At 65.0% G+C, this 20,734-nt stretch carries 19 protein-coding genes, 1 tRNA gene and 1 riboswitch; of the genes, 11 read left to right on the plus strand and 9 right to left on the minus strand.

Features of this window, described 5'->3' with window-relative positions; all coding sequences use genetic code 11:
* Both Q2941_RS23675 and Q2941_RS23680 read left to right on the plus strand, forming a co-directional pair.
* Positions 1–318: AMP-binding enzyme (locus tag Q2941_RS23675; protein WP_458193894.1), on the plus strand; the 318-nt coding region annotated here is incomplete at its 5' end.
* A gap of 428 nt (positions 319–746) precedes the next feature.
* Positions 747–1,262 carry a L,D-transpeptidase gene (locus tag Q2941_RS23680; protein ID WP_027525051.1) on the plus strand — a complete coding sequence of 172 codons (516 nt, stop codon included), beginning with the start codon at positions 747–749 and terminating at the stop codon, positions 1,260–1,262.
* 47 nt (positions 1,263–1,309) lie between these two features.
* Here the strand turns inward: Q2941_RS23680 and Q2941_RS23685 are convergent, their stop codons facing one another.
* Together Q2941_RS23685 and Q2941_RS23690 are read right to left on the minus strand one after the other, a co-directional pair.
* Entirely contained in the window at positions 1,310–1,903 is a 594-nt protein-coding gene (locus Q2941_RS23685) for a thermonuclease family protein (RefSeq protein WP_027525052.1), read from the minus strand.
* 50 nt (positions 1,904–1,953) lie between these two features.
* Positions 1,954–2,154 (minus strand): DUF1674 domain-containing protein, encoded by a 201-nt coding sequence (locus Q2941_RS23690; RefSeq protein WP_027525053.1) that lies wholly within the window; start codon positions 2,152–2,154, stop codon positions 1,954–1,956.
* 194 nt (positions 2,155–2,348) lie between these two features.
* Between Q2941_RS23690 and Q2941_RS23695 the strand changes: the two genes are divergently transcribed.
* The 3 genes from Q2941_RS23695 to purH all read left to right on the plus strand — a co-directional run bounded on the left by Q2941_RS23695 (position 2,349) and on the right by purH (position 7,341).
* On the plus strand, positions 2,349–3,695 hold the full coding sequence (locus tag Q2941_RS23695) for an RsmB/NOP family class I SAM-dependent RNA methyltransferase (protein ID WP_458193895.1): 1,347 nt from the start codon (positions 2,349–2,351) through the stop codon (positions 3,693–3,695).
* A 157-nt stretch (positions 3,696–3,852) separates the two neighbouring features.
* Complete coding sequence (locus Q2941_RS23700; RefSeq protein WP_458193922.1) at positions 3,853–5,571, plus strand: heparinase II/III family protein; 1,719 nt, start codon at positions 3,853–3,855, stop codon at positions 5,569–5,571.
* 59 nt (positions 5,572–5,630) lie between these two features.
* Positions 5,631–5,712: riboswitch (ZMP/ZTP riboswitch) on the plus strand.
* A gap of 36 nt (positions 5,713–5,748) precedes the next feature.
* Entirely contained in the window at positions 5,749–7,341 is a 1,593-nt protein-coding gene (gene purH / locus Q2941_RS23705; RefSeq protein WP_458193923.1) for a bifunctional phosphoribosylaminoimidazolecarboxamide formyltransferase/IMP cyclohydrolase, read from the plus strand.
* Between the two features lie 44 nt (positions 7,342–7,385).
* On the opposite strand, the gene Q2941_RS23710 is transcribed toward purH, so the two are convergent.
* Entirely contained in the window at positions 7,386–8,774 is a 1,389-nt protein-coding gene (locus Q2941_RS23710) for an MFS transporter (RefSeq protein WP_027525057.1), read from the minus strand.
* A 115-nt stretch (positions 8,775–8,889) separates the two neighbouring features.
* Between Q2941_RS23710 and ggt the strand changes: the two genes are divergently transcribed.
* Entirely contained in the window at positions 8,890–10,641 is a 1,752-nt protein-coding gene (ggt, locus tag Q2941_RS23715) for a gamma-glutamyltransferase (protein WP_458193896.1), read from the plus strand.
* 106 nt (positions 10,642–10,747) lie between these two features.
* Here the strand turns inward: ggt and Q2941_RS23720 are convergent, their stop codons facing one another.
* A complete protein-coding gene (locus Q2941_RS23720) occupies positions 10,748–11,413 on the minus strand; it encodes a glutathione S-transferase family protein (protein WP_027525059.1) in 666 nt (221 codons plus the stop codon).
* 151 nt (positions 11,414–11,564) lie between these two features.
* Between Q2941_RS23720 and Q2941_RS23725 the strand changes: the two genes are divergently transcribed.
* The 3 genes from Q2941_RS23725 (at position 11,565) to panE (ending at position 13,888) form a co-directional block, all read left to right on the plus strand.
* Positions 11,565–12,149, plus strand: coding sequence for a DUF2239 family protein (locus Q2941_RS23725; protein ID WP_458193897.1), 585 nt, complete (start codon positions 11,565–11,567; stop codon positions 12,147–12,149).
* Between the two features lie 108 nt (positions 12,150–12,257).
* A complete protein-coding gene (locus Q2941_RS23730) occupies positions 12,258–12,866 on the plus strand; it encodes a 2-hydroxychromene-2-carboxylate isomerase (protein WP_027525061.1) in 609 nt (202 codons plus the stop codon).
* Between the two features lie 98 nt (positions 12,867–12,964).
* The gene (gene panE / locus Q2941_RS23735; RefSeq protein ID WP_458193898.1) at positions 12,965–13,888 is read left to right on the plus strand and encodes a 2-dehydropantoate 2-reductase; all 924 of its coding nucleotides are present in this window, start codon (positions 12,965–12,967) and stop codon (positions 13,886–13,888) included.
* Between the two features lie 229 nt (positions 13,889–14,117).
* On the opposite strand, the gene Q2941_RS23740 is transcribed toward panE, so the two are convergent.
* The 4 genes from Q2941_RS23740 to Q2941_RS23755 all read right to left on the minus strand — a co-directional run bounded on the left by Q2941_RS23740 (position 14,118) and on the right by Q2941_RS23755 (position 17,578).
* Positions 14,118–14,717, minus strand: a complete 600-nt coding sequence (locus Q2941_RS23740; RefSeq protein WP_458193899.1) for a c-type cytochrome — start codon at positions 14,715–14,717, stop codon at positions 14,118–14,120.
* Between the two features lie 166 nt (positions 14,718–14,883).
* Complete coding sequence (locus Q2941_RS23745) at positions 14,884–16,161, minus strand: PQQ-dependent sugar dehydrogenase (protein WP_027525064.1); 1,278 nt, start codon at positions 16,159–16,161, stop codon at positions 14,884–14,886.
* A 278-nt stretch (positions 16,162–16,439) separates the two neighbouring features.
* Positions 16,440–17,426 carry an NAD-dependent epimerase/dehydratase family protein gene (locus Q2941_RS23750; protein ID WP_027525065.1) on the minus strand — a complete coding sequence of 329 codons (987 nt, stop codon included), beginning with the start codon at positions 17,424–17,426 and terminating at the stop codon, positions 16,440–16,442.
* A gap of 77 nt (positions 17,427–17,503) precedes the next feature.
* Positions 17,504–17,578 (minus strand) — tRNA-Gly (locus Q2941_RS23755).
* A gap of 276 nt (positions 17,579–17,854) precedes the next feature.
* Here Q2941_RS23755 and trxA point away from each other — a divergent pair.
* Complete coding sequence (gene trxA / locus Q2941_RS23760) at positions 17,855–18,778, plus strand: thioredoxin (RefSeq protein WP_458193900.1); 924 nt, start codon at positions 17,855–17,857, stop codon at positions 18,776–18,778.
* 185 nt (positions 18,779–18,963) lie between these two features.
* On the plus strand, positions 18,964–19,641 hold the full coding sequence (locus tag Q2941_RS23765; RefSeq protein ID WP_027525067.1) for an LON peptidase substrate-binding domain-containing protein: 678 nt from the start codon (positions 18,964–18,966) through the stop codon (positions 19,639–19,641).
* 278 nt (positions 19,642–19,919) lie between these two features.
* Here the strand turns inward: Q2941_RS23765 and Q2941_RS23770 are convergent, their stop codons facing one another.
* The gene (locus tag Q2941_RS23770) at positions 19,920–20,732 is read right to left on the minus strand and encodes an SDR family oxidoreductase (protein WP_458193901.1); all 813 of its coding nucleotides are present in this window, start codon (positions 20,730–20,732) and stop codon (positions 19,920–19,922) included.
* Positions 20,733–20,734 lie beyond the last annotated feature (2 nt).

A 20,734-nucleotide genomic window follows, 5' to 3' on the forward strand; every position in this document is an offset into this window, starting at 1 on the left:
GGCTTCCCGCACGACATCAAGGGCCAGGGCATCTACGCCTATGTCACCCTGATGGCCGGCGTCGAGCCGACCGAGGACCTGCGCAAAGAGCTCGTGACCTGGGTGCGCAAGGAGATCGGCCCGATCGCCTCACCCGACCAGATCCAGTTCGCGCCCGGCCTGCCCAAGACGCGGTCCGGCAAGATCATGCGCCGCATCCTGCGCAAGATCGCCGAGGACGAGCCGGGCAGCCTCGGCGACACCTCGACGCTCGCCGATCCGGCCGTGGTCGACGACCTCGTCAAGAACCGCCAGAACAAGAAGCAGACCTCGGCGTAAGAACGCTCTCGTGCCCCGGACGCAGCGCAGCGCTTCTTCAGCGGTGCGCTGCAGAGCCGGGGCCTATCCATCCCCAACACTGGGTCCCGGCTCTGCGTCGCGTCATTCCATGCCGCGCCGCGTCCGGGAGACACGCGACTGCTTCCAGTCCGAAGCCATTTGATTCCGGCAAAACCCAACACCCTCACGCACTTGTCAGGGCGCGCGCCGGCGCGGCCGTATGTTTCCCGCCGAGTGTTGTTTTCCGGTCATTTACTTTAATTCGAACTTTTCCTTTGTTCCCCGTGCTGGCTGGACCCAAGGCGCGGCGCGTGGAAACCATCCGGTTAACGCGCGCGGTTAAGAATGCGTGGGCGAGCGGGCGATTTCCGGGTTTTGCGTGCATTTTTTGGACGACCCGTTCGGGGCAACGGATAAGGAAGCAAGTGATGTCGATGAGGATTGCGGTGGCGCTCGCCGCCACCATCGGGGCAGGGATATTGATGTCGACGGCGGCCGAGGCACGGCCGGAAATGGTGGGGCTGCACGGTGGCGAATATTCGCCGGGCACCATCGTGGTCAAAACCAACGAGCGCCGGCTCTATCTCATCCTCGATGGCGAGCACGCCATGCGCTACCCGGTCGGCGTCGGCAAGTCCGGCAAGCAGTGGGCCGGCACCACCCGCATCGACGGCAAGTACCGCAACCCGGCATGGTCGCCTCCGGCCGAAGTGAAGCGTGACAAGCCGAACATGCCCGACGTGATCCCGGGCGGCTCGCCGCGCAATCCGATGGGCGTCGCGGCGATGACGCTGGCCGGCGGTGAATACGCCATCCACGGCACCAACGTACCGGGCTCGGTCGGCGGCTTCGTCTCCTATGGCTGCATCCGCATGCTCAACGACGACATCAGCGATCTCTACAGCCGCGTCTCCGTCGGTACGACGGTGGTCGTCACGCGCTGAGAACCAACCGATTCAAGACGAAAAGCCGCGTCTTGACGCGGCTTTTTTCATTGCCAGAAGCGCCAGCTGCGCGCGCACCAGCCCTCGCGATGACCGCCATTGTAGCTGCGCGCATAACCGCCCGCGAGCAGCGCGGCCGAGACGTTGGGCGTGCGCTTGGTGGCAACATCGGCGAGAATGCGCCCGTATTTCTCTGGGCCAAGATTGTAGATCACAATGCCGCCCTGGCCGAGCAGATGGCGTAGCGCATCGGTGGCAGCTTCGGCCTTGTCCAACTCTTCCCGACAGGACGCCTTCATTTCGGGCGCATCGATGCCGCGCAGGCGAACCCGTGCGACGAGATCCCGCCCGTCGCGCTGATGCACGCGTGCGAGAAATGTGTCGCCGTCGATGGTGCGGATGACATCAACCGACTGGCGAATGTCGGGATTGCCTGCCTGCTGCAGGATGATCTCGGCGTCCTGCGCCCGTTCGTCACCGGCATGCGGCACGGGCCAGTTGGTGCCATGCCGGTAGATGAGCACGACCGCGGTTATGACAACGACCACGAACATCCACGGCAGCAAGCCCGCGAAGCGGCGGCCAAACGGTGCGCCACTGAACGAGGGCCGATACGGATTGATTCGGTCGCGGGGAGACATCAGCCGACGCTAGGGCTGAGTCGGGCGAGCCTGCAAGAGACCACCCGGTCTCAGAAATCCGAGGCGATGCCCTTGCGCTCCCAGTCGCCATAGCGCGTGGGCTCGGGACCCTTCGGCCCCTGCAATTCTTTTGGTGCGGCTTCGGCATTGGCCGCGGCGGCCTGCCGGCGTGCCTCGGCTTCCGCCAGCGCGCGCTGCGCGGCCGGCGTCAGCGGCTTGCGCTGGGGAGGGCTGGACGGAGTGTCGTTCATCTCTGGCTTCCTAGCCCAGGGACGCGCCGCGCGCGATCGGAAAAAACGCCGCGCATAGGGCAGAGATCGACATGCAGGGCTGAAAAAACCAGAGCCGATTCTTACATTTGGCATATTCGCGTGCCACAGATGCGCTTCTTCAGGCATGCGCCCATACCGGCGGAACTGCCGCTCGCTCAGAACCTTACCACCGCATGCCATCTCAACGTTTTGCTCCACCCTCCGAAGTGCCTGGTCTTGCGGCGCGGCGGATCGCCGCCGACATCGTCGACGGTGTCCTGCATAAGCACCGTACGCTGGACGACCAGCTCGACGGTGGCGGCGCCCATCCCGGGCTGAAGACGCTCGCCGATCGCGACCGCGCGCTGATGCGGCGCATGGTGGCAACCGTCCTGCGTCGGCTCGGCACGCTCGGCCACGTGCTGTCGCGTCTGCTCGACAAGGGCATCCCCGGCGAGGCGCCGCGCGCGCAAAGCGCGCTCCTGATCGGCGCTGCGCAAATTCTCTGGATGGATGTTCCCGATCACGCGGCCGTCGATCTCTCGGTCCGCCTGGTGCAATCCGATCGTCGAGCCGCGCGCTATGCCGGCCTCGTCAACGCCGTGCTGCGCCGCTGTGCGCGCGAGGGCAAGGCGCTGGTGGAGGAAGTCGCGACGCAATCGCTCGATCTGCCGCCCTGGCTGCTTGCGCGCTGGAGCGCGCATTATGGCGAGGCCACCGCGCGCGAGATGGCGCTTGCGCTCGGCCACGAGCCCTCGCTCGATCTGACGATGAAGTCGGATGTCGCGCAATGGGCGAGCCGCCTGCATGGCGAGGTGCTGCCGACCGGAACCGTGCGCACGCTGCTGCACGGCTCGGTGACCATGCTGCCCGGCTTCAGCGAAGGCCAATGGTGGGTCCAGGACGCCGCAGCCGCATTGCCGGCCCGGCTGTTCGGCGATATCGCCGGCAAATCCGTCGCCGATCTCTGCGCCGCTCCCGGCGGCAAGACGGCCCAACTGGTGCTCGCCGGCGCGAACGTCGTCGCGGTAGACCGTTCGCCGGCGCGCGTGGCACGGCTGCGCGAAAATCTCGCCCGATTGTCGCTACAGGCCGAAACCGTCGTCGCCGACGCCGTGGAATGGGCCGGACCGCAGCACGGCTTTGACGGCATCCTGATCGATGCGCCCTGCACCTCGACCGGCACGATCCGCCGCCATCCCGATGTGGCCTGGCTGCGCCAGGAGTCCGATATCGCGGCGCTCACGGCGCTTCAGCAGCGCCTGCTGCTGAAATCCGTCTCATTGCTCAAGCCCGGTGGAACGCTGGTCTATTGCACCTGCTCGCTGGAGCCCGAGGAAGGCGAGCACGCGATCGCCGCGCTGCTGGCCGCCGAGCCGGCGCTGCGCCGCGTGCCGATCCAGCCGTCCGAGGTCTTTGGGCTCAGTGAGATCATTACCACTGAGGGCGACCTGCGCACCCTGCCGAGCCACCTGCCAAACGCCGACCCAAGGCTCGGCGGGCTCGACGGATTCTTCGCTGCCCGGCTCGTTAAATCCTGATTTTGCACCGGATTTTGCGCCACTGATGCTGATTCGCCACCTTTCAAGGTGGTGTCAGCCGGCGGATTTTGGGATTAAAAGGATTCGTCAGGAATCCTCTCCCCCTTCAAGGCAAGGCGTGTCGGTCGCTCAACGCAGACGCATCTCGACGCTGGTCATGAACCGCTTCGCGCGGAACATGCTTGCGCGCGCGAGCGGCGGTTCCGTGGCGGTGTCGCGGCTCTGGCCAGGCCGCACCGACCGGCTGATCATCGCGCCGCACGACCTGCGCACCGCAGACGCCACGCGCGCGGCCGAGATCTATGCCGGGCGCTTCGTGTTCGCCGGCAAGATCGTCAATTGCCACGGCCGCTCGATCTTCGATCTCGAGCCGCCGTCGGAAGACTGGGAGGTCGCCCTGCTCGGCTTCGGTTGGCTGCGTCACTTGCGCGCTGCCGACACCGCGCTGACGCGGGCCAACGCCCGCGCGCTGATCGAGGACTGGATCTCCAATCCCGCCAACAAGCGACGCGCCGTGGCTCGTCGCGCCGACGTGCTGGCGCGGCGCGTGATCTCGCTGCTGTCGCAGGCGCCGCTGGTGCTTGGTGACACCGACAACAAATTCTATCGTCGTTACCTGCGGGCGCTGACGCGCGAGATCCGCTATCTGCGTTTCACCATGGTCGACATCCCGGACGGGGTGCCGCGGCTGCAAGTGTTGATCGCGCTCTGCTACGCCTCGTTGTGCCTTGCCAACCAGGCGCGCCACATCCGCAGCGCGTCGCGCAAGCTATCCGATGAATTACAGCGGCAGATCCTCCCCGACGGCGGACACGTCTGCCGCAATCCCGGCGCGTTGATCGAGCTCCTGATCGATTTGCTGCCGCTGCGGCAGACCTTCGCGGCGCGCAACATCGCGCCACCGCCGGCGCTGCTGAACGCGATCGACCGCATGATGCCCATGCTGCGTTTCTTCCGGCACGGCGACGGCAACTTTGCGCTGTTCAACGGCATGAGCGCGACGTCGTCGGATCTGCTCGCCACGCTGCTCGCCTATGACGACACCCACGGCGCGCCGATGGCGACCATGCCGCATACCGGCTTCCAGCGCCTCGATGCCGGAGCGTTGACGCTGATCATGGATACCGGTGCCCCGCCGCCGGCCAATGTCAGCCACGACGCCCATGCCGGCTGCCTGTCGTTCGAATTGTCCTCGGGCACGAGCCGCATCGTGACCAATTGCGGCATGCCGACGACGGGACGCGACAATTGGCGGCCATTCGCGCGCGGCACCGCGGCGCATTCGACGCTCACCTATCACGAAACATCATCATGCCAGTTCGTCGGATTGTCGGCGATGAAGAAGCTGCTGCACGGCGCGCCTGTGACCAGCGGGCCGGCCATGGTCGAGAATTATCGCGAGGTCGTGCAGAACGGCACGCTGCTGACGACGTCGCATGACGGCTATCTCGCCAAGTTCGGTGTGATCCACCGGCGCGTGGTGATGGTCGCCAATGACGGCACGCGGCTCGACGGCGAGGACACGCTGTCGCCGCCGCAGGGCGGACGCCTGAAGGGCGCGGGTACCGATTTCGCGCTGCGCTTCCATTTGCATCCGGCGGTGAAGGCGAGCCGGCTGTCGGATGCCCGCGGCGTGATGCTCGTGCTGCCGAACCGCGAGGTCTGGACCTTTGAAGCACTGGACGACAAGGTCGATCTCGAGGACAGCGTGTTCCTGGCCGGCAAGGACGGCCCGCGCCGCACCGCGCAGATCGTGATCCGGCAGGACGCGCGCCAGGCCCCCTCGATCCGCTGGAGCTTTGTCCGCTCCACGGCTTCGCCCCAAGTCACCAATGCCCGCCGCAACGCCCGGCGCGAGCCGGAACTTCCGCTGTAAACGCGCGCGGCCCACGCCTATCTAGCCGTTGTGAAGAGCACCGAAAGCTGGTACCGAGCACCCGCTCGCGCGACTGGCGACCTTGGATGGAGCACCATCGGGAAGCGCGGGATTTATCTGCCGCGCGCCTGGGCATAGGTACTCCCGACACAGAGGATCTTGCCCATGACTGATGCGATGACTGACCATCCCCGCCGCGTTACCCGCGCCCTGCTTTCCGTTTCCGACAAAACCGGTCTGATCGAGTTCGCCAGGGCGCTTGCCGCCCATGGCGTCGAGCTGGTGTCGACCGGCGGCACCGCCAAGGCGATTGCGAGCGCCGGCCTCAAGGTGAAGGACGTCTCCGAGCTGACCGGCTTTCCCGAGATGATGGACGGCCGCGTCAAGACGCTGCATCCGAAGGTGCATGGCGGCCTGCTCGCGATCCGCGACAACAAGGAACATGCGGACGCGATGAAGACGCACGGCATCGCGCCGATCGATCTGCTCGTCGTCAATCTCTATCCGTTCGAGGCAACCGTCGACAAAGGCGCGGGGTTCGAAGAGTGCATCGAGAACATCGACATCGGCGGTCCCGCGATGATCCGCGCCGCCGCAAAGAACAATGACGACGTCGCCGTGGTCGTCGAGGCGCAGGATTACCAGGCCGTGCTCGACGAGCTCGCCGCCCACAACGGTGCGACCACGTTGAAGCTGCGCCGGCGCCTCGCCGCAAAGGCCTATGCGCGCACCGGCGCCTATGATGCCGCGATCTCCAACTGGTTCAACCGGCAGCTCGAGATCGATGCGCCCGACTACCGCGCCTTCGGCGGCAAGCTGATCCAGGCCCTGCGCTATGGCGAGAACCCGCACCAGACCGCGGCGTTCTATGCGACGCCCGACAAGCGGCCGGGCGTCTCGACCGCGCGGCAGCTGCAGGGCAAGGAGCTCTCCTACAACAACATCAACGACACCGACGCGGCCTATGAGTGTATCGGCGAGTTCGATGCCAAGCGCACCGCGGCCTGCGTCATCGTCAAGCACGCCAACCCCTGCGGCGTCGCGGAAGGCTCTGATCTCGTCACCGCCTATCGCCGGGCGCTGGCCTGCGACTCGACCTCCGCCTTTGGCGGCATCATCGCGATGAACCGCGCGCTCGATGCCGACACCGCGCGCGAGATCACAAAGATCTTCACCGAGGTGATCATCGCACCCGATGCCAGCGAGGAAGCGATCGCCATCATCGGCGCGCGCAAGAATCTGCGCCTGCTGCTCGCCGGCGGCCTGCCCGACCCGCGTTCGGCGGGTCTCACCGCCAAGACCGTTGCCGGCGGCTTGCTGGTGCAGAGCCGCGACAACGCCGTGGTCGACGACATGACCTTCAAGGTGGTGACCAAGCGCGCGCCGACCGACGCCGAGATGCGCGACCTGAAGTTCGCCTTCCGCGTGGCAAAGCACGTCAAGTCCAACACCATCATCTACGCCAAGGATCTCGCCACCGTCGGCATCGGCGCGGGCCAGATGAGCCGGGTGGATTCAGCGCGGATCGCGGCACGCAAGGCGCAAGATGCGGCGAACGAGCTGAAGCTCGCCGAGCCGCTCACCAAGGGATCGGTCGTGGCCTCTGATGCGTTCTTCCCGTTCGCCGACGGCATGCTTGCCTGCATCGAGGCCGGCGCCACTGCCGTGGTGCAGCCCGGCGGTTCGGTGCGCGACGACGAGGTGATCAAGGCCGCAGACGAGCACGGCATCGCCATGGTGTTCACGGGGACGCGGCACTTCCGGCATTAACTCTCCACGAGTCGTCCCGGCCTTCGCCGGGACGACTGCAGAAATCATGGCTCCCTCACCCGCGTCAACAGCGCGAGCCCGGCGGCGAAGAACGCCACCAGCACGCCCATGCCGGCTTTTTGGCTCGCGGTCCCGGCCGTGATTGCGCCGATCAGCAGCGGGCCGATGAAGGACGTCACCTTTCCGGTGAGCGCGAACAGGCCGAAATACTGCGCGATGCGGTCCTTTGGCGCCAGCCGAATGAGGAGCGTGCGCGAGGCGGCCTGGAGCGGGCCGCCAGCGGCGCCGATCAGGCAGCCCAGCACGAGGTAGGCACGCTCGGCCGCGCCCGCGAACAGGGCGCCGCCCGGCTCGGGCGGCGCGACGCTGATGAACAAGATCGAATCCTTGTCGACCAGCAGGATCGCGGCGAGCGACAGCAGCAGGATCAGCATGCTGATGGCAATCACGCGCTTCGGTCCCAAGAGATCATCGAGCTTGCCGCCGAGCCACGCGCCGAACGTACCGGCGATCGCCAGGATGATGCCGAAGGTGCCGATCTGGATCGTGTGCCAGCCGAACGTGCCGGCGGCATAAATGCCGCCGAAGGCGAACAGCGACACCAGGCCGTCGGTGTAGATCATGTTCGCGAGCAGGAAGATCGCGAGCGATTTCTGCCGCGGCAGTTCGCCGAGCGATTGCTTCAGTTGCGCGAGTCCTGCGCGCAGCGCCGCGCGCACCGGCCGCTTGGCGGGATAGTCCGGCGTGAACAGGAACATCGGCGTCACGAACACGATGAACCAGAGTCCCGTCAGCGGTCCGGTGATGCGATCGCCCTCATGCATGGCCGGATCGAGCCCGAACAGCGGCTTGAAACCAAGCAGCGTGCGCCCCGTCTCAGGGTTCGCGGCGAGGAAGCCGAGCACGATGATCAGGCTGATGATGCCGCCGACATAGCCGGTGGCCCAGCCATTGCCGGAGAGGCGGCCGATTCGCTCCGGCGGCACAAGTGTCGGCATCATCGCATTGTTGAAGACTGTCGCGAACTCCGCGCCAACGCTCGCGAGTGCCACGGCCGCAAGCAGCGGCGGGATGATGGTGGGATCGCCGGGCTTGCCGATCCAGAGCGCCGAGGAGCCCAGCACCAGTATGGCGCCGAAAGCAGCAATCCAGGGCTTGCGGCGGCCCGCGGCGTCCGCAACGGCGCCTAACACCGGCGACAGCAGGGCGATGACCATGCCGGCTGCCGCCATCGCAAATCCCCACAGCGACTGTCCGGTCGCAGGGTCGGGCGCGACGCTGGTGGCGAAATAGGGCGCGAAGACGAACGTCGTGATCAGGGTGAAATAGGGCTGCGCAGCCCAGTCGAAGAAGATCCAACTGACAACGGCAACGCGCGGCGGATAGGTCCGCTCCTTATCGGCCATATCGGTGTCAGAGGCGATCGTCGTCATCAGCATTCCTTATCACGAACAGTTTTGCCTCTCTTGGCGCAAACGGTATAGCATTGCCGTGACGGCTGTGGAGTGACGGCAAGACACGACAGAAACAAGACACGGCGAAATTTTGATGATGTCGTTTGTCCTGACACGACGAAAAGTCGTAGCTGCCCTCACGCTTCTAGGTATCAGCCTGTTTCCAGCGCGCGCTCAGGATGCGCGCCGCATCTATGAACCGCCCGCACTCGGCACCGTTCACGCCATCGCCGCCGAGCACGGCATGGTGGTGGCGCAGGAGAGAATCTCCGCACAGATCGGCGCAGACATCCTGCGGAGCGGCGGCAACGCGGTGGACGCCGCGGTCGCGACCGGTTTCGCCATGGCCGTGACCTATCCGCGCGCGGGCAATATCGGCGGCGGCGGCTTCATGGTGATCCATTCCGCCGACCGCAAGGAAGACGTCGCGATCGACTATCGCGAGACCTCACCAGCTGCGACCACATCAGACATCTTCCTCGGCGCCGACGGCAAGCCCGATATCGCGAAGTCGCGCGATTCCGCGCTCGGCATCGGCGTGCCCGGCACGGTCGCAGGACTGTCGCTGGCGCTCGAGAAATACGGCTCCGGCCAGTTCACGCTGGCGCAATTGCTGGAGCCCGCGATCGCGCTCGCGCGCGACGGTTTCGTCATCAGCGACGACATCGCCGACACCTTGCCGGGCGCACACAAGCGATTTGCGCGCTGGCCGGCATCGGCGAAAATCTTCTCGCGACCGGACGGCACGCCGCTGCAAGAGAATGACCGGCTGGTGCAGGGCGATTTGGCGCAGACACTGTCGACCATCGCCGCCCAGGGTCCGCGCGGATTCTACGAGGGACCGGTCGCCGACAAGCTCGCCAAGGCCGTCACCGATGCTGGCGGCATCATGACATCAGGGGATCTGCAGACATACAGGCCCGTGATCCGCGAGCCGGTGCGCGGCAGCTATCGCGGCTTCGACATCGTCTCGATGCCGCAGCCCTCGTCGGGCGGCGTGGTGCTGGTGGAGACGCTGAACATCCTGGAAGGCTTTCAGCTTTCCGATCTGAAGCAGGGCTCGCCGGCCTCGCTGCATCTGCTGATCGAAGCCATGAAGCGCGGCTATGCCGATCGCGCGCGCTATCTCGGCGATCCCGCTTTCGTCAAGGCGCCGATCGAGACCCTGATCGCCCAGGACTATGCGGCTAAACTTCGCGCCAGCATCAGGGCCAACAGCGCCACGCCGGCGAGCGAGATCGTGGCGAGCGCGACGCCGCCGCGCGAAGGCAGCAACACCACGCATTTCTCGGTCGTCGACAGCCGCGGCAATGCGGTGAGCAACACTTATACGCTGAACTTCAGCTATGGCGTCGGCCTGGTCGCCGACGGCACCGGCGTGCTGCTCAACAACGAGCTCGACGATTTCACCGCGGCGGTTGGCGCCTCCAATGCCTATGGCCTCGTCGGCTACGAGGCCAATCTGCCAGGGCCGGGCAAGCGGCCGCTGTCCTCGATGTCTCCGACCATCGTACTGAAGGATGGCAAGCCGGTGCTGGTCACGGGCTCGCCCGGCGGCAGCCGCATCATCTCCACCGTGCTCCAGGTGATCGTCAACGTGCTCGATTATCATATGGATGTCGCCGCCGCCGTTGCAGCGCCGCGGCTGCATCACCAATGGCTGCCGGATGAAGTGCGCGTCGAGCGCGGCTTTTCTGACGACGTGCTGTTCGAGCTGAAGGCGATGGGTCACCTCGTCGTCGAGCCGATGGGCCAGACCTCGGCCAACTCGATCGCGGTGACGCCGAACGGCCCGTTCGGCGCACCCGACCCGCGCACGCGGGGCGCTGCGGCGGAGGGGCAATAACTTTCATGGTTTGAGCATCGAACCCGGAATCACGCGCCACAACTTCGGGATTCCGGGTTCGCCCACGTAAGGACGCGGGCGCCCCGGAATGACGATGGGAACGACGCTACCGCCCGACCTGGTACGGCCCGCCCTTCTCCAGCGCGCGTTGATAGGCTGGACGCGCGTGGATGCGCTCGAGGAACGCCATCGCCTTGGGATGGCCCTGCTCCAGGCCGCCGCGCGCTTGCGCCGCTTCCAGCGGAAAACTCATCTGGATGTCGGCCGCGGTGAAGTCGGGCCCGGCGAACCACTCGGTCTTGCCGAGCTCGCCTTCCCAATAATCCATGTGCTGCTTGATCTGCGGATTGACCAGCGCGGTCAGCGCCTGGTTCGAGACCTTGCGCACCAGCGGACGGAGCAGCGCCGGCGCGCGCTTCGGCATCAAGGTGAACAGCAATTTGAGCAGCAGCGGCTGCATCGCCGAGCCTTCGGCATAGTGCAGCCAATAGGTGTAGCGCAGCCGCTCCGGCGTGTTCGGCGGCGGAATCAGGCGTCCCTGACCATAGGTGCCGACGAGGTATTCGACGATCGCGCCCGATTCGGCGATGGTGTTGCCGTTGTCAGTGATCACGGGCGACTTGCCGAGCGGGTGGATCGCACGCAGCTCCTTCGGCGCGCGCATGTCGGGCTGACGCTGATAGCGCACGATCTCGTACGGCACGCCCAGCTCCTCGAGCAGCCACAGCACGCGCTGCGAGCGTGAATTGTTGAGATGATGAACGGTCAGCATTTGAGGTCCCCCGCTGGTCTCGGGCGCGTTCGTGCCAGCCCGGCGGGCGAATGTCGAGCCGGACGGTCGTTATTTTTACCCGGGCATATTGACGCTTCTATTTTACCCGGATATTAAGCGGGCCATCGTGTCAGATTTCGCAGTGATTTCAATGCAGGTAACCTTCACAGCCTTTGTCGGCCAGCGGCGCCTGGCCTCCGGGCCGATCGCGGACGTGGTCCTGGCGGTCAAGCGCGCGGACGCGTGGGCGGGCTCGCCGATCGTGATCTTCAGTGACTTGAGCGGGCGGGCGGTCGATTTCGACCTGCGCGGCGACGACCAGGAAGTGCTGGCCCGCCTGCCGACGATCGCGCCGGCGCAATCCGACGGGCACATTGAGTTGCCGAGTGCGCCGCGCGGCCGCGGCCGGCCCAGACTCGGCGTGGTGGCGCGCGAGGTGACGCTGCTGCCGCGGCACTGGGAATGGCTCAACGCGCAGCCGGGCGGCGCCTCGGTCGCGCTGCGCAAGCTCGTCGACGAGGCGCGGCGTGCCCGCGGCGATCGCGACCGCGAGCGGCAGGCGCGCGATGCCACCTACCACTTCATGTCGGCGATGGCCGGCAATCTCGCGCATTTCGAGGAGGCCTCGCGCGCGCTGTTCGCAGGCGATCGCCGGCGCTTTGCGGCAGAGATCGCCGACTGGCCCGCCGACATCCGCGACCACGTCGTGAAACTCGCAAGCAGCGACCGCGCGTAGGCAGAAGGCGCCTCCGATCAAAGTAGTATTATGGCCATCATGAAACGGGTGGACCTGCCGCGCGCGCTGCGCCACAATGTGCGCAAAGCGAGCTCACGGGAGGACGGTTTGACGCGCGCGGCCCCACAATTCCTGTTCGATTTCGGCAGTCCCAATGCGTTTCTCAGCCATGAGGCGATCCCCGCGATCGAGACGCGGATCGGCGTGAAATTCGAGTATGTGCCGATCCTGCTCGGCGGCATCTTCAAGGCGACCAACAACAAATCGCCGGCCGAGACGCTCGCCGGCATCAAGAACAAGCGCGAATTCCAGGCTGTCGAGACCGAGCGTTTCCTCAAACGCTTCCACGTGCAGCCCTATGTCTGGAACCCGTTCTTCCCCGTCAACACGCTGAACCTGATGCGCGCGGCGATCGCGGCCCAGCTCGAAGGCGTGTTGGAACAATATGTCGAAGCCGCATTTCATCACATGTGGCGCGAGCCGAAGAAGATGGACGATCCGGAAGTCGCGATGAAGGCGATCACCTCGTCAGGCCTCGATGCGCAGAAGCTGTTCACACGTGCCCAAGAACCCGATGTGAAGGCAAGGCTGATCAAGAATACCGAGGAGGCCGTCGCGCGCGGCGCGTTCGGTTCACCGACATTCTTCGTCGGTAACGAGATGTTCTTCGGCAAGGAGCAGCTGCGCGAGGTCGAGGAGATGGTGTCGGGAAAGTGATTCTGACCCAACGAGCGAAGTGAGGTATCTCCCCGGTGTCGTCCTGGCGAAAAACATGACGACGGCGAAAAAAGAGCAAGAACAAACGGAGCACCCGCATGCGCATTCTCGTCGTCGGCGCCGGCGCCATCGGCGGTTATTTTGGTGGCAGGCTGCTGCAGGCCGGGCGCGATGTCACCTTTCTGGTGCGGCCGCGGCGCGCGAGCGAGCTTGCGAGCGCCGGCCTCGTCATCAAGAGCCCGAACGGCGATGCGACGCTGACGAACCCGCCGGCGGTGCAGGCGGGCAAGCTCGCCGAAAAGTTCGACGTCGTGCTGCTGAGCTGCAAGGCGTTCGACCTCGACGATGCCATCAAATCGTTCGCGCCGGCGGTCGGGCCGAACACCACGATCATTCCCGTGCTCAACGGCATGCGGCATCTCGACGTGCTGGACCAGAAGTTCGGCGCCGAGCGCGTGCTCGGCGGGCTCTGCGCCATCGCCGCGACGCTGAACGAGAAGCGCGAGGTGGTGCAGCTCCAGCCGATGCAGGCGATCAATTACGGCGAGCGCGACGGGAAACTGTCGGCGCGTGTGAGGGCGATCGACGAAGTCTTCACCAGCGGCATCGCCGGGGCGAGCGCGAGCCACAACATCATGCAGGACATGTGGGAGAAGTGGGTTTTCCTCTCCTCGCTCGCGGCGTCGACCAGCCTGATGCGTACCTCCGTCGGCAACATCCTGGCGGTGCCCGGTGGCAAGGATTTTCTCTTAGGGATGCTGGACGAGACCAGCGCCACTGCGACCGCAGCGGGCTATGCGCCCGGCGGCCCGTTCTTCGAGCGGGTCAAGGGCTTGATCACCACCGAAGGTTCCCCGATGACCGCGTCGATGTTCCGCGACATCAAGGCGGGCCTGCCGGTCGAGGCCGATCACATCATCGGCGACCTCATCGCGCGCGCCGATACTGCGAAAGTGCCGGTGCCAAAACTGCGCATCGCCTATACGCATCTGAAGGCGTATGAGAAGCAGCGCGTGGGGTAGCTAGCTCGCCCCACACATCCCCGTCGTCCCGGACAAGCGTAGCGAAGCGGAGCGCAGATCCGGGACCCCCGCGCGAGCGCTTGCGCTCGTCGCGATAGCACAGGGATTGGTTATGGCGCGAGCTGGTAACCACGAGTCTTCGTCAAACTCGATCCTGTGGTTATGGGTCCCGGGCTCGCGCATCGCGCGCCCCGGCACGACGGCCGGTGTTGGCGGCTACAGTTCTCCGCTACTGCAAATGCGCCAGGTAATGCGCGAGCGCGGTGATCTCTTCCTCGCTGAGCGAATAGGCGATGTCGGCCATGGCGGCGACGCCGCCGCCGACGCGCTGGCCGGCTTTGTAGTCGTGCAGCGCCTTCACCAGATATTCCTCACGCTGGCCGGCAAGGCGGGCGACGGCCTTGGTGCCGGCATAGCTGTCGGTGTGGCATGAGGCGCAGCGGCGGCCGCTAGCTGCTTCCTTGCCTTTCTTCGACAGGTCGGGATCCTTGTCCTCCGGGACTTTCGGCGGCGTGAGCTGCGAAAAATAGGCACCGAGACTGCGGATGTCCTCGTTGGCGATCTCTTCCGCAATCGGCTGCATCTGCTCGTTCTTGCGCGAGCCGGCGCGGAAGAACACGAGCTGCCACTGCAGGAACTGATCCGGCTGGCCGGCGAGCGAGGGGATGTTCTCGGTCTGCGAGATGCCCTTGTCGCCGTGACAGGCGGCGCAGACCGCGGCCTTCTCCTTGACGTCGGCAGCGTGCGCGACAAAAGCGGGAAGACTGACGAGCGCTGCGATCGAAAAAGCGAGCGCGCTGAGTGCGCGCGAAACAGGTTGCCGGTGCATGACGAGATTCCGATTTGCTCGTCATTCCGGGGCGCCCGAAGGGCGAACGCGGAATCTCGGGATTCCGGGTTCGATGCTCCGCATCGCCCCGGAATGACGAGCGTGTAACTTCAAACGAAAGGCTGCGGCGGCCTCCAGGCAACCGCAGCCTCATGTTCACGTCGCGCTACTTCTTACTGTAGCTGATGCGATAGATCGCGCCGGCCCAGTCGTCGGCGACGAGGATCGAGCCGTCCTTGGCGAGGATGATGTCGTCGGGACGGCCGAGATAGCCCTGGTCACCTTCGAGCCAGCCGGAGGCGAACACCTCCTGCTTGGGGTTCTTGCCGTCGGGCCCGACGATCACGCGCACGATGCGCGCGCCCTGGTACTTGTGCCTGTTCCAGGAGCCGTGCTCGGCGATCAGGATGTTGTTCTTGTACTCGGCGGGGAACTGGTCGCCGGTATAGAACTTCATGCCGAGCGGAGCGACGTGCGCGCCGAGATTCAGCACGGGCGGCGTGAACTCCGAGCACTTGTGACCCATCGCGAATTTCGGGTCCGGCAGATCGCCCTGGTGGCAATAGGGATAGCCGAAATGCTCGCCGATCTTCGAGATCATGTTCAGCTTGTCTGACGGCAGATCGTCGCTGACCCAGTCACGCGCGTTCTCGGTGAACCAGTATTTGCCGCTGCGCGGATCGACGTCGCCGCCGACCGAATTGCGGACGCCAAGCGCCCAGACTTCGGCGTTGCCGGTCTTGGGATCGACGCGCCGGATCTGCGAGACGCTGGTCGGCGGAATGCCGACGTTGAAGGGCGGTCCGAACGGCAGGAAGAACCAGCCGTCCTTGTCGGTCGCGATGTACTTCCAGCCATGCGCGGCATAGGACGGCATGTCGTCATAGACGACCTTGCCCTGGCCGAGATTGTCGAGGTTGGCTTCGGCGTTGTCGTAGCGGATCAGCTTGTCGACGGCGATGACGTAGAGCGCGCCGTCCTTGAAGGCGAGGCCGGTCGGCATGTTCAGACCCTTGAGGACGGTCTTGACCTCGCGCTTGCCGCCATTGTCCTTGATCGCATAGACGTTGCCGAGGCCGAACGAGCCGACGAACAGCGTGCCCTTGTCGCCCCAGGCCATCTGCCGCGCGGCGAGAACGCCAGGCGCCCAGACCTCGATCTTGAAGCCGGCCGGCAGCTTGATCTTCTTCACGATGTTGGCGAGCTCGGCTTCGGACGCGCCGGTCGGCGGGCCCGATGGGGGCGCAAGACCCTTCTGTGCCTCGGTCTCATCCCCTAAGAACCAGTCATCCGGCGGATGCGTCCAGAATTCCTTGGTGCCGGATTCGTATTTCTTCAGCGCCCGGTTCTTGTCCTGCTGCTGCTGCGCATTCACGACGCTTGTCCCCGCGAGCAGGGCAACCGCCGCAAACGCAAAGATGGATCGATGGAATATGGATTTCATCGCGTCACTCCCCTAAGGCGGCCGTGGCGGCCACACCGTTATTGTTTTGCTATTCGAGAGGCGAAGTTCGGAGTCTGTCGACAGAGGCAGACTCAAAAAGGTTAGCACATCTGCAAGCGCTGAGAAGCATGCGCTGCACATCGCGATCAGCCTCAATAAAAATTGAGAGAGAGTTTCTCCGCATGCATGGCATGCGCGTGCGCGCGTTCTCGCTGCAACGCGGAATCATGAAGCAAGCGGCTATTTGGCAGGCAGCGCTCGCGTGCACGCGATGAGAATTATGAGACTACGGGATAAGGCCCGCGCTCGAAGACCGTGTCATGATAACCTTTTGAGCCGACCTGACGCGCCAGCTCGCTGCGAAAATCGCGAGTCTTCCGCAGGCTGCTCAGCACATGGGCAAAGTCGAATGCGGGCCGCCAACCCAGCTCGCGGCGCGCACGATCGTTGACGTAGACGCGGTCGATGGTCGGAAACAGGCGCCAGCCCCGCGCCGCGTAGAGTTTTGCGCAATCGGGATAGAGCGTATGCACGAGGCGCGCGGCGTCCTCAGCCAGGGCGACGAGGTGGCTTTGCGTGAACGGGCTCGTCGCCGAGACGATGTAGCGCGCGAAGCCGATGCTGGTAGCGCGCTCGTCGGCGAGGAGGTGGGCGCTGACAGCGTCCGCTATATCCAGCCGGCGATAAAGCAGCTCGTTGGCCTGCGCGTTCTCGGTCGCAAAATTCTCCCGCGCGGCCGCATCGTCGTCCTCCTCCGGAAAGAAGCGCGAGGTTCGCAAGACGATGACGGGAAGCCCGCGCTCGCGGAAGAACAGCTCACACAGATTCTCCGCCATCAGCTTGGAGGTGCCGTAGATGTTCTTCGGCACCGAGGGCAGATCCTCGGTGACCCAGACGGCGGCGTTCCCCGCCTCGGGCCGAAGCTGCGAGCCGAACGCGCTGGTGGTGCTGGTGAAGACGAAGCTCTTCACGCCGGCCTCAGCGGCGGCCTCGAGCAGGTTGAGCGTGCCGGTAACGTTGGTGTCGATGAAGTCCTGCCTGGAATGCGTGGCGACATGCGGCTTGTGCAGGGTGGCGGTGTGAATGACGGCGGTGACGCCCGCCATCGCGGCCCGCACAAAGCCGGGATCGGTGATCGAGCCCACCTGATCGGTGAACTCCGATTTCTTCAAATCAACCCCATGCACAGTAGACCCGCGCGCGTGAAGTGTCCGGAGAATCGCTTCCCCGAGGTGGCCTGCGCTGCCGGTGACCAGAATTGTCATTCTCACGTCCAACGTGCGTCCCGGACGGAGCCGCCAGACGGCGATCCGGTCCTGTCAGGCTTGACGCTGGGAGAAATTGGAGCGGGCGAAGGGGCTCGAACCCTCGACCCCGACCTTGGCAAGGTCGTGCTCTACCACTGAGCTACACCCGCGTCCTGTGTCGGTCGCGTGACGCGCCGGCAACGGCTGTCGTATGCCAAAAGCGGGCGGCGAATGCAACAGCTACCGGCGGCATCTATTCGCTTTCGGAGACCTAAATGAGCCCCGAATCGGGTCGAAAGCGACCCGAAACGCCCAGGAACCACCGAATCACGCACCATGGATTGAAATTCGGCCGTCCCGGCCCAATTTAGGAGCCGGGACAGCAGCATATGGGACGGCGTCGTGCTAAAGAGCCGCCTTTCCGGACATCAGACGAGGGGACTCCTGTGACGATCATTGACCAGGGCAACGGAGCGGCGGGCCAGGCTGCGCCCGATCTGATCAAGGACACGACCACCCAGACCTTCGTCAAGGACGTCATCGAGGAATCGAAGCGCCAGCCGGTGCTGATCGACTTCTGGGCGGAGTGGTGCGGCCCGTGCAAGCAGCTCACCCCGGTGCTGGAAAAGGCCGTCAAGGCGGCCAAGGGCAAGGTCAAGCTGGTCAAGATGAACATCGACCAGCATCCGGCGATTCCGGGCCAGATGGGCATCCAGTCGATCCCGGCCGTGATCGCCTTCGTCAACGGCCAGCCGGCCGACGGCTTCATGGGCGCGGTGCCCGAGAGCCAGGTCAACGCCTTCATCGAACGCCTGACCAAGGGCGTCACCGCGCCGGGCGAGGTCAATGTCGCAGAGATCGTGAAGGAAGCAGACGCCGTGCTCGCCGAGGGCGACGTGGCGGCCGCGGCGCAGATCTATGCCGAGGCGCTGTCGCACGATGCGACCAACATCGCCGCGCTCGCAGGCCTTGCGAAATGCTACGTCACGTCGGGCGCCATCGAGCAGGCCAAGCAGACGCTCGCCATGGTCCCGGAGTCCAAGCACGGCGATGCCGCGGTGAAAGCGGTGCAGGCCGCGATCGATCTTGCCGAGCAGGCCGAATCGCTCGGGCCGGTCGCGGAGCTGGAACAGAAGGTCGCTGCAAACCCGCTCGATCATCAGGCGCGGTTCGATCTTGCGACCGCGCTCAATGCGCAAGGCGACCGGGCGGCCGCGACCGACCAGCTGCTCGAGATCGTCAAGCGCGACCGCAAATGGAACGATGATGGCGCCCGCAAGCAGCTCATCCAGTTCTTCGAGGCCTGGGGCGGCGCGGACGATGCGACCGTCGAGGGACGCAAGCGGCTGTCGACGATCCTGTTTTCCTAAAGTGCGATGAGATTAGGACAAATCGTCATCGCGCTTTGGCTTATTGTTTGAGTATGATCTCCGCGCAAACGCATTCCACGTTTGTCGCGAGGGAAAGCCGCTTCGCACTTTGCGCTGACGCGGCCCTTCGGGTCCGGATCATGCTCTAAGGCCACGGACGCCATGTAGATCAGCGGGGAGCGGGTATGCCGATCAATATCGAATATCGCGGGCCCGCCGATCTTCCCGAGATCATCCCGGTGTTTCCGCTGCCCGGCGCGCTGCTCTTGCCGCGCGGGCAGATGCCGCTCAACATCTTCGAGCCGCGTTATCTGTCGATGGTCGACGACTCACTTCGCGATGGCCATCGCCTGATCGGCATGATCCAGCCTGATGTGGCGCATTCGCCGAAGAACTCGGACAAGCCGGTGCTGTTCAATGTCGGCTGCGTCGGCCGCATCACTCAGCTCGCCGAATCCGGCGACGGCCGCTACATCCTCGAGCTCACCGGGATTGCGCGCTTCAAGGTGGTCCAGGAGCTCGAGGTGCTGACATCCTACCGGCAGTGCAAGGTGGACTTCTTCGCTTTCACCGATGATTTCACCGCGCGCAAGGGCGAGGACGCGGTCAATCGCGAGGCGCTCCTGGTGGCGCTGGCCGACTTCCTGAAGGCCAACAACCTCAAGGTCGACTGGGAAGGCGTCGAGAGCGCACCCAACGAGGCGCTGGTCAATGCGCTGGCGATGATGTCGCCCTATGGTCCCGCGGAAAAGCAGGCGATGCTGGAAGCGCCCGACCTCAAGACCCGCGCCGAAATCCTGATCGCCGTCACCGAGATGGATCTCGCCAAGAAGCGCACGAGCGGCGATCCGCCGCTGCAATAGTGCGGAATGCCTTTAGGTTGAATCGATCGAGCCGCGGGCTCGCCCAACCTCTCCCGCTTGCGGGGAAGGCATAGGCCGCCTTTGGCGGCCGTCCTCATAAGAGACGCCGAGGCGACGCCTCGGCTATGGCGAAGCGCCGGGTTGAGGCTTTCTCGGCATTGGGAGTCTCATTGCGGAACCACCCTCACCCCGACCCTCTCCCGCAAGCGGGAGAGGGAGCGCACCGACTTTGCGGACGCAACAGGACCTGATTTCATCACGCTCTGGCGCTCGCGGCATCACGCCGCGCGGCGAACGTCCGGATATTGCCGGCGCAGCCAGCCCGCCCAGGACAATTTGCCGCGCACGCCCTGGCTGACGACAAAGCCCATGCCGCGGGCTCGCGTTTCCGACAATGATATCGGCAAGATCTTCCGGTGGAGACCACGCGCGTGCTGATACTGGCGCGCAAACTCGGTAAGGCTGAGATCTTCGGGACCGCCGATCTCCGCTCGCGCTCCACGCGCACCATCGAAGGCACAGGTCACGACGTAGTCGGCGACATCAGACGTATCGACCGGGTTGAACACCGTCGTCGGCATGGGCCACGCCGGAAGCCAGGCCTGGCGGGCCAGCAGCTTGTCGAGCAGGTAATAGAACGGCATTGCGCGAACGACGGACCATGACAGCGTCGAACTGCGGACGAGCTTTTCGCCGGCGAGCTTGACGCGGGCATAGGGCAACGTCGCCTCATCGAGGCCGACGATCGAGACGTGGAGAAAGTGCCGGATGGATTGGTCGCGCGACAGTGACAAAAGCCGCTCGGTGCCCTCGACGTCGACGGCGGAAGGCGAGCTGAAGAAATCCACCGGCCTGAAGCCGCCCCGGCGCGCGATCGGCGAGTAGGTCGCTGCATTGATGACGGTGTCGACACCGTGCAGCGCCTCCGGCAGCCCGGCGCCTGTGGCGAGATCACCGACTGCCCATTCGACATCTGATCGAGGACCCGGCGTTCTTGCCAGAACGCGGATGCGATGCCCGGAGGAGACGAGGCGATCGACGATATCCTGGCCCAGATGTCCAGTGCCCCCGGTTACGAGCGTCAATGGCATGT

The organism is Bradyrhizobium sp. UFLA05-153, from assembly GCF_054185185.1.

What these genes read in the sequence shown, in the direction of transcription:
- Q2941_RS23690 (WP_027525053.1), bottom strand. Translation starts at nt 2,154, where the DNA reads ATGAACGACACTCCGTCCAGCCCTCCCCAGCGCAAGCCGCTGACGCCG.
- Q2941_RS23685 (WP_027525052.1), bottom strand. Translation starts at nt 1,903, where the DNA reads ATGTCTCCCCGCGACCGAATCAATCCGTATCGGCCCTCGTTCAGTGGC.
- Q2941_RS23765 (WP_027525067.1), top strand. Translation starts at nt 18,964, where the DNA reads ATGCCGATCAATATCGAATATCGCGGGCCCGCCGATCTTCCCGAGATC.
- ggt (WP_458193896.1), top strand. Translation starts at nt 8,890, where the DNA reads ATGATGTCGTTTGTCCTGACACGACGAAAAGTCGTAGCTGCCCTCACG.
- Q2941_RS23745 (WP_027525064.1), bottom strand. Translation starts at nt 16,161, where the DNA reads ATGAAATCCATATTCCATCGATCCATCTTTGCGTTTGCGGCGGTTGCC.
- Q2941_RS23695 (WP_458193895.1), top strand. Translation starts at nt 2,349, where the DNA reads ATGCCATCTCAACGTTTTGCTCCACCCTCCGAAGTGCCTGGTCTTGCG.
- Q2941_RS23770 (WP_458193901.1), bottom strand. Translation starts at nt 20,732, where the DNA reads ATGCCATTGACGCTCGTAACCGGGGGCACTGGACATCTGGGCCAGGAT.
- panE (WP_458193898.1), top strand. Translation starts at nt 12,965, where the DNA reads ATGCGCATTCTCGTCGTCGGCGCCGGCGCCATCGGCGGTTATTTTGGT.
- Q2941_RS23720 (WP_027525059.1), bottom strand. Translation starts at nt 11,413, where the DNA reads ATGCTGACCGTTCATCATCTCAACAATTCACGCTCGCAGCGCGTGCTG.
- Q2941_RS23710 (WP_027525057.1), bottom strand. Translation starts at nt 8,774, where the DNA reads ATGACGACGATCGCCTCTGACACCGATATGGCCGATAAGGAGCGGACC.
- Q2941_RS23725 (WP_458193897.1), top strand. Translation starts at nt 11,565, where the DNA reads ATGCAGGTAACCTTCACAGCCTTTGTCGGCCAGCGGCGCCTGGCCTCC.
- Q2941_RS23740 (WP_458193899.1), bottom strand. Translation starts at nt 14,717, where the DNA reads ATGCACCGGCAACCTGTTTCGCGCGCACTCAGCGCGCTCGCTTTTTCG.
- Q2941_RS23680 (WP_027525051.1), top strand. Translation starts at nt 747, where the DNA reads ATGTCGATGAGGATTGCGGTGGCGCTCGCCGCCACCATCGGGGCAGGG.
- purH (WP_458193923.1), top strand. Translation starts at nt 5,749, where the DNA reads ATGACTGACCATCCCCGCCGCGTTACCCGCGCCCTGCTTTCCGTTTCC.
- Q2941_RS23700 (WP_458193922.1), top strand. Translation starts at nt 3,853, where the DNA reads ATGAACCGCTTCGCGCGGAACATGCTTGCGCGCGCGAGCGGCGGTTCC.
- Q2941_RS23750 (WP_027525065.1), bottom strand. Translation starts at nt 17,426, where the DNA reads ATGACAATTCTGGTCACCGGCAGCGCAGGCCACCTCGGGGAAGCGATT.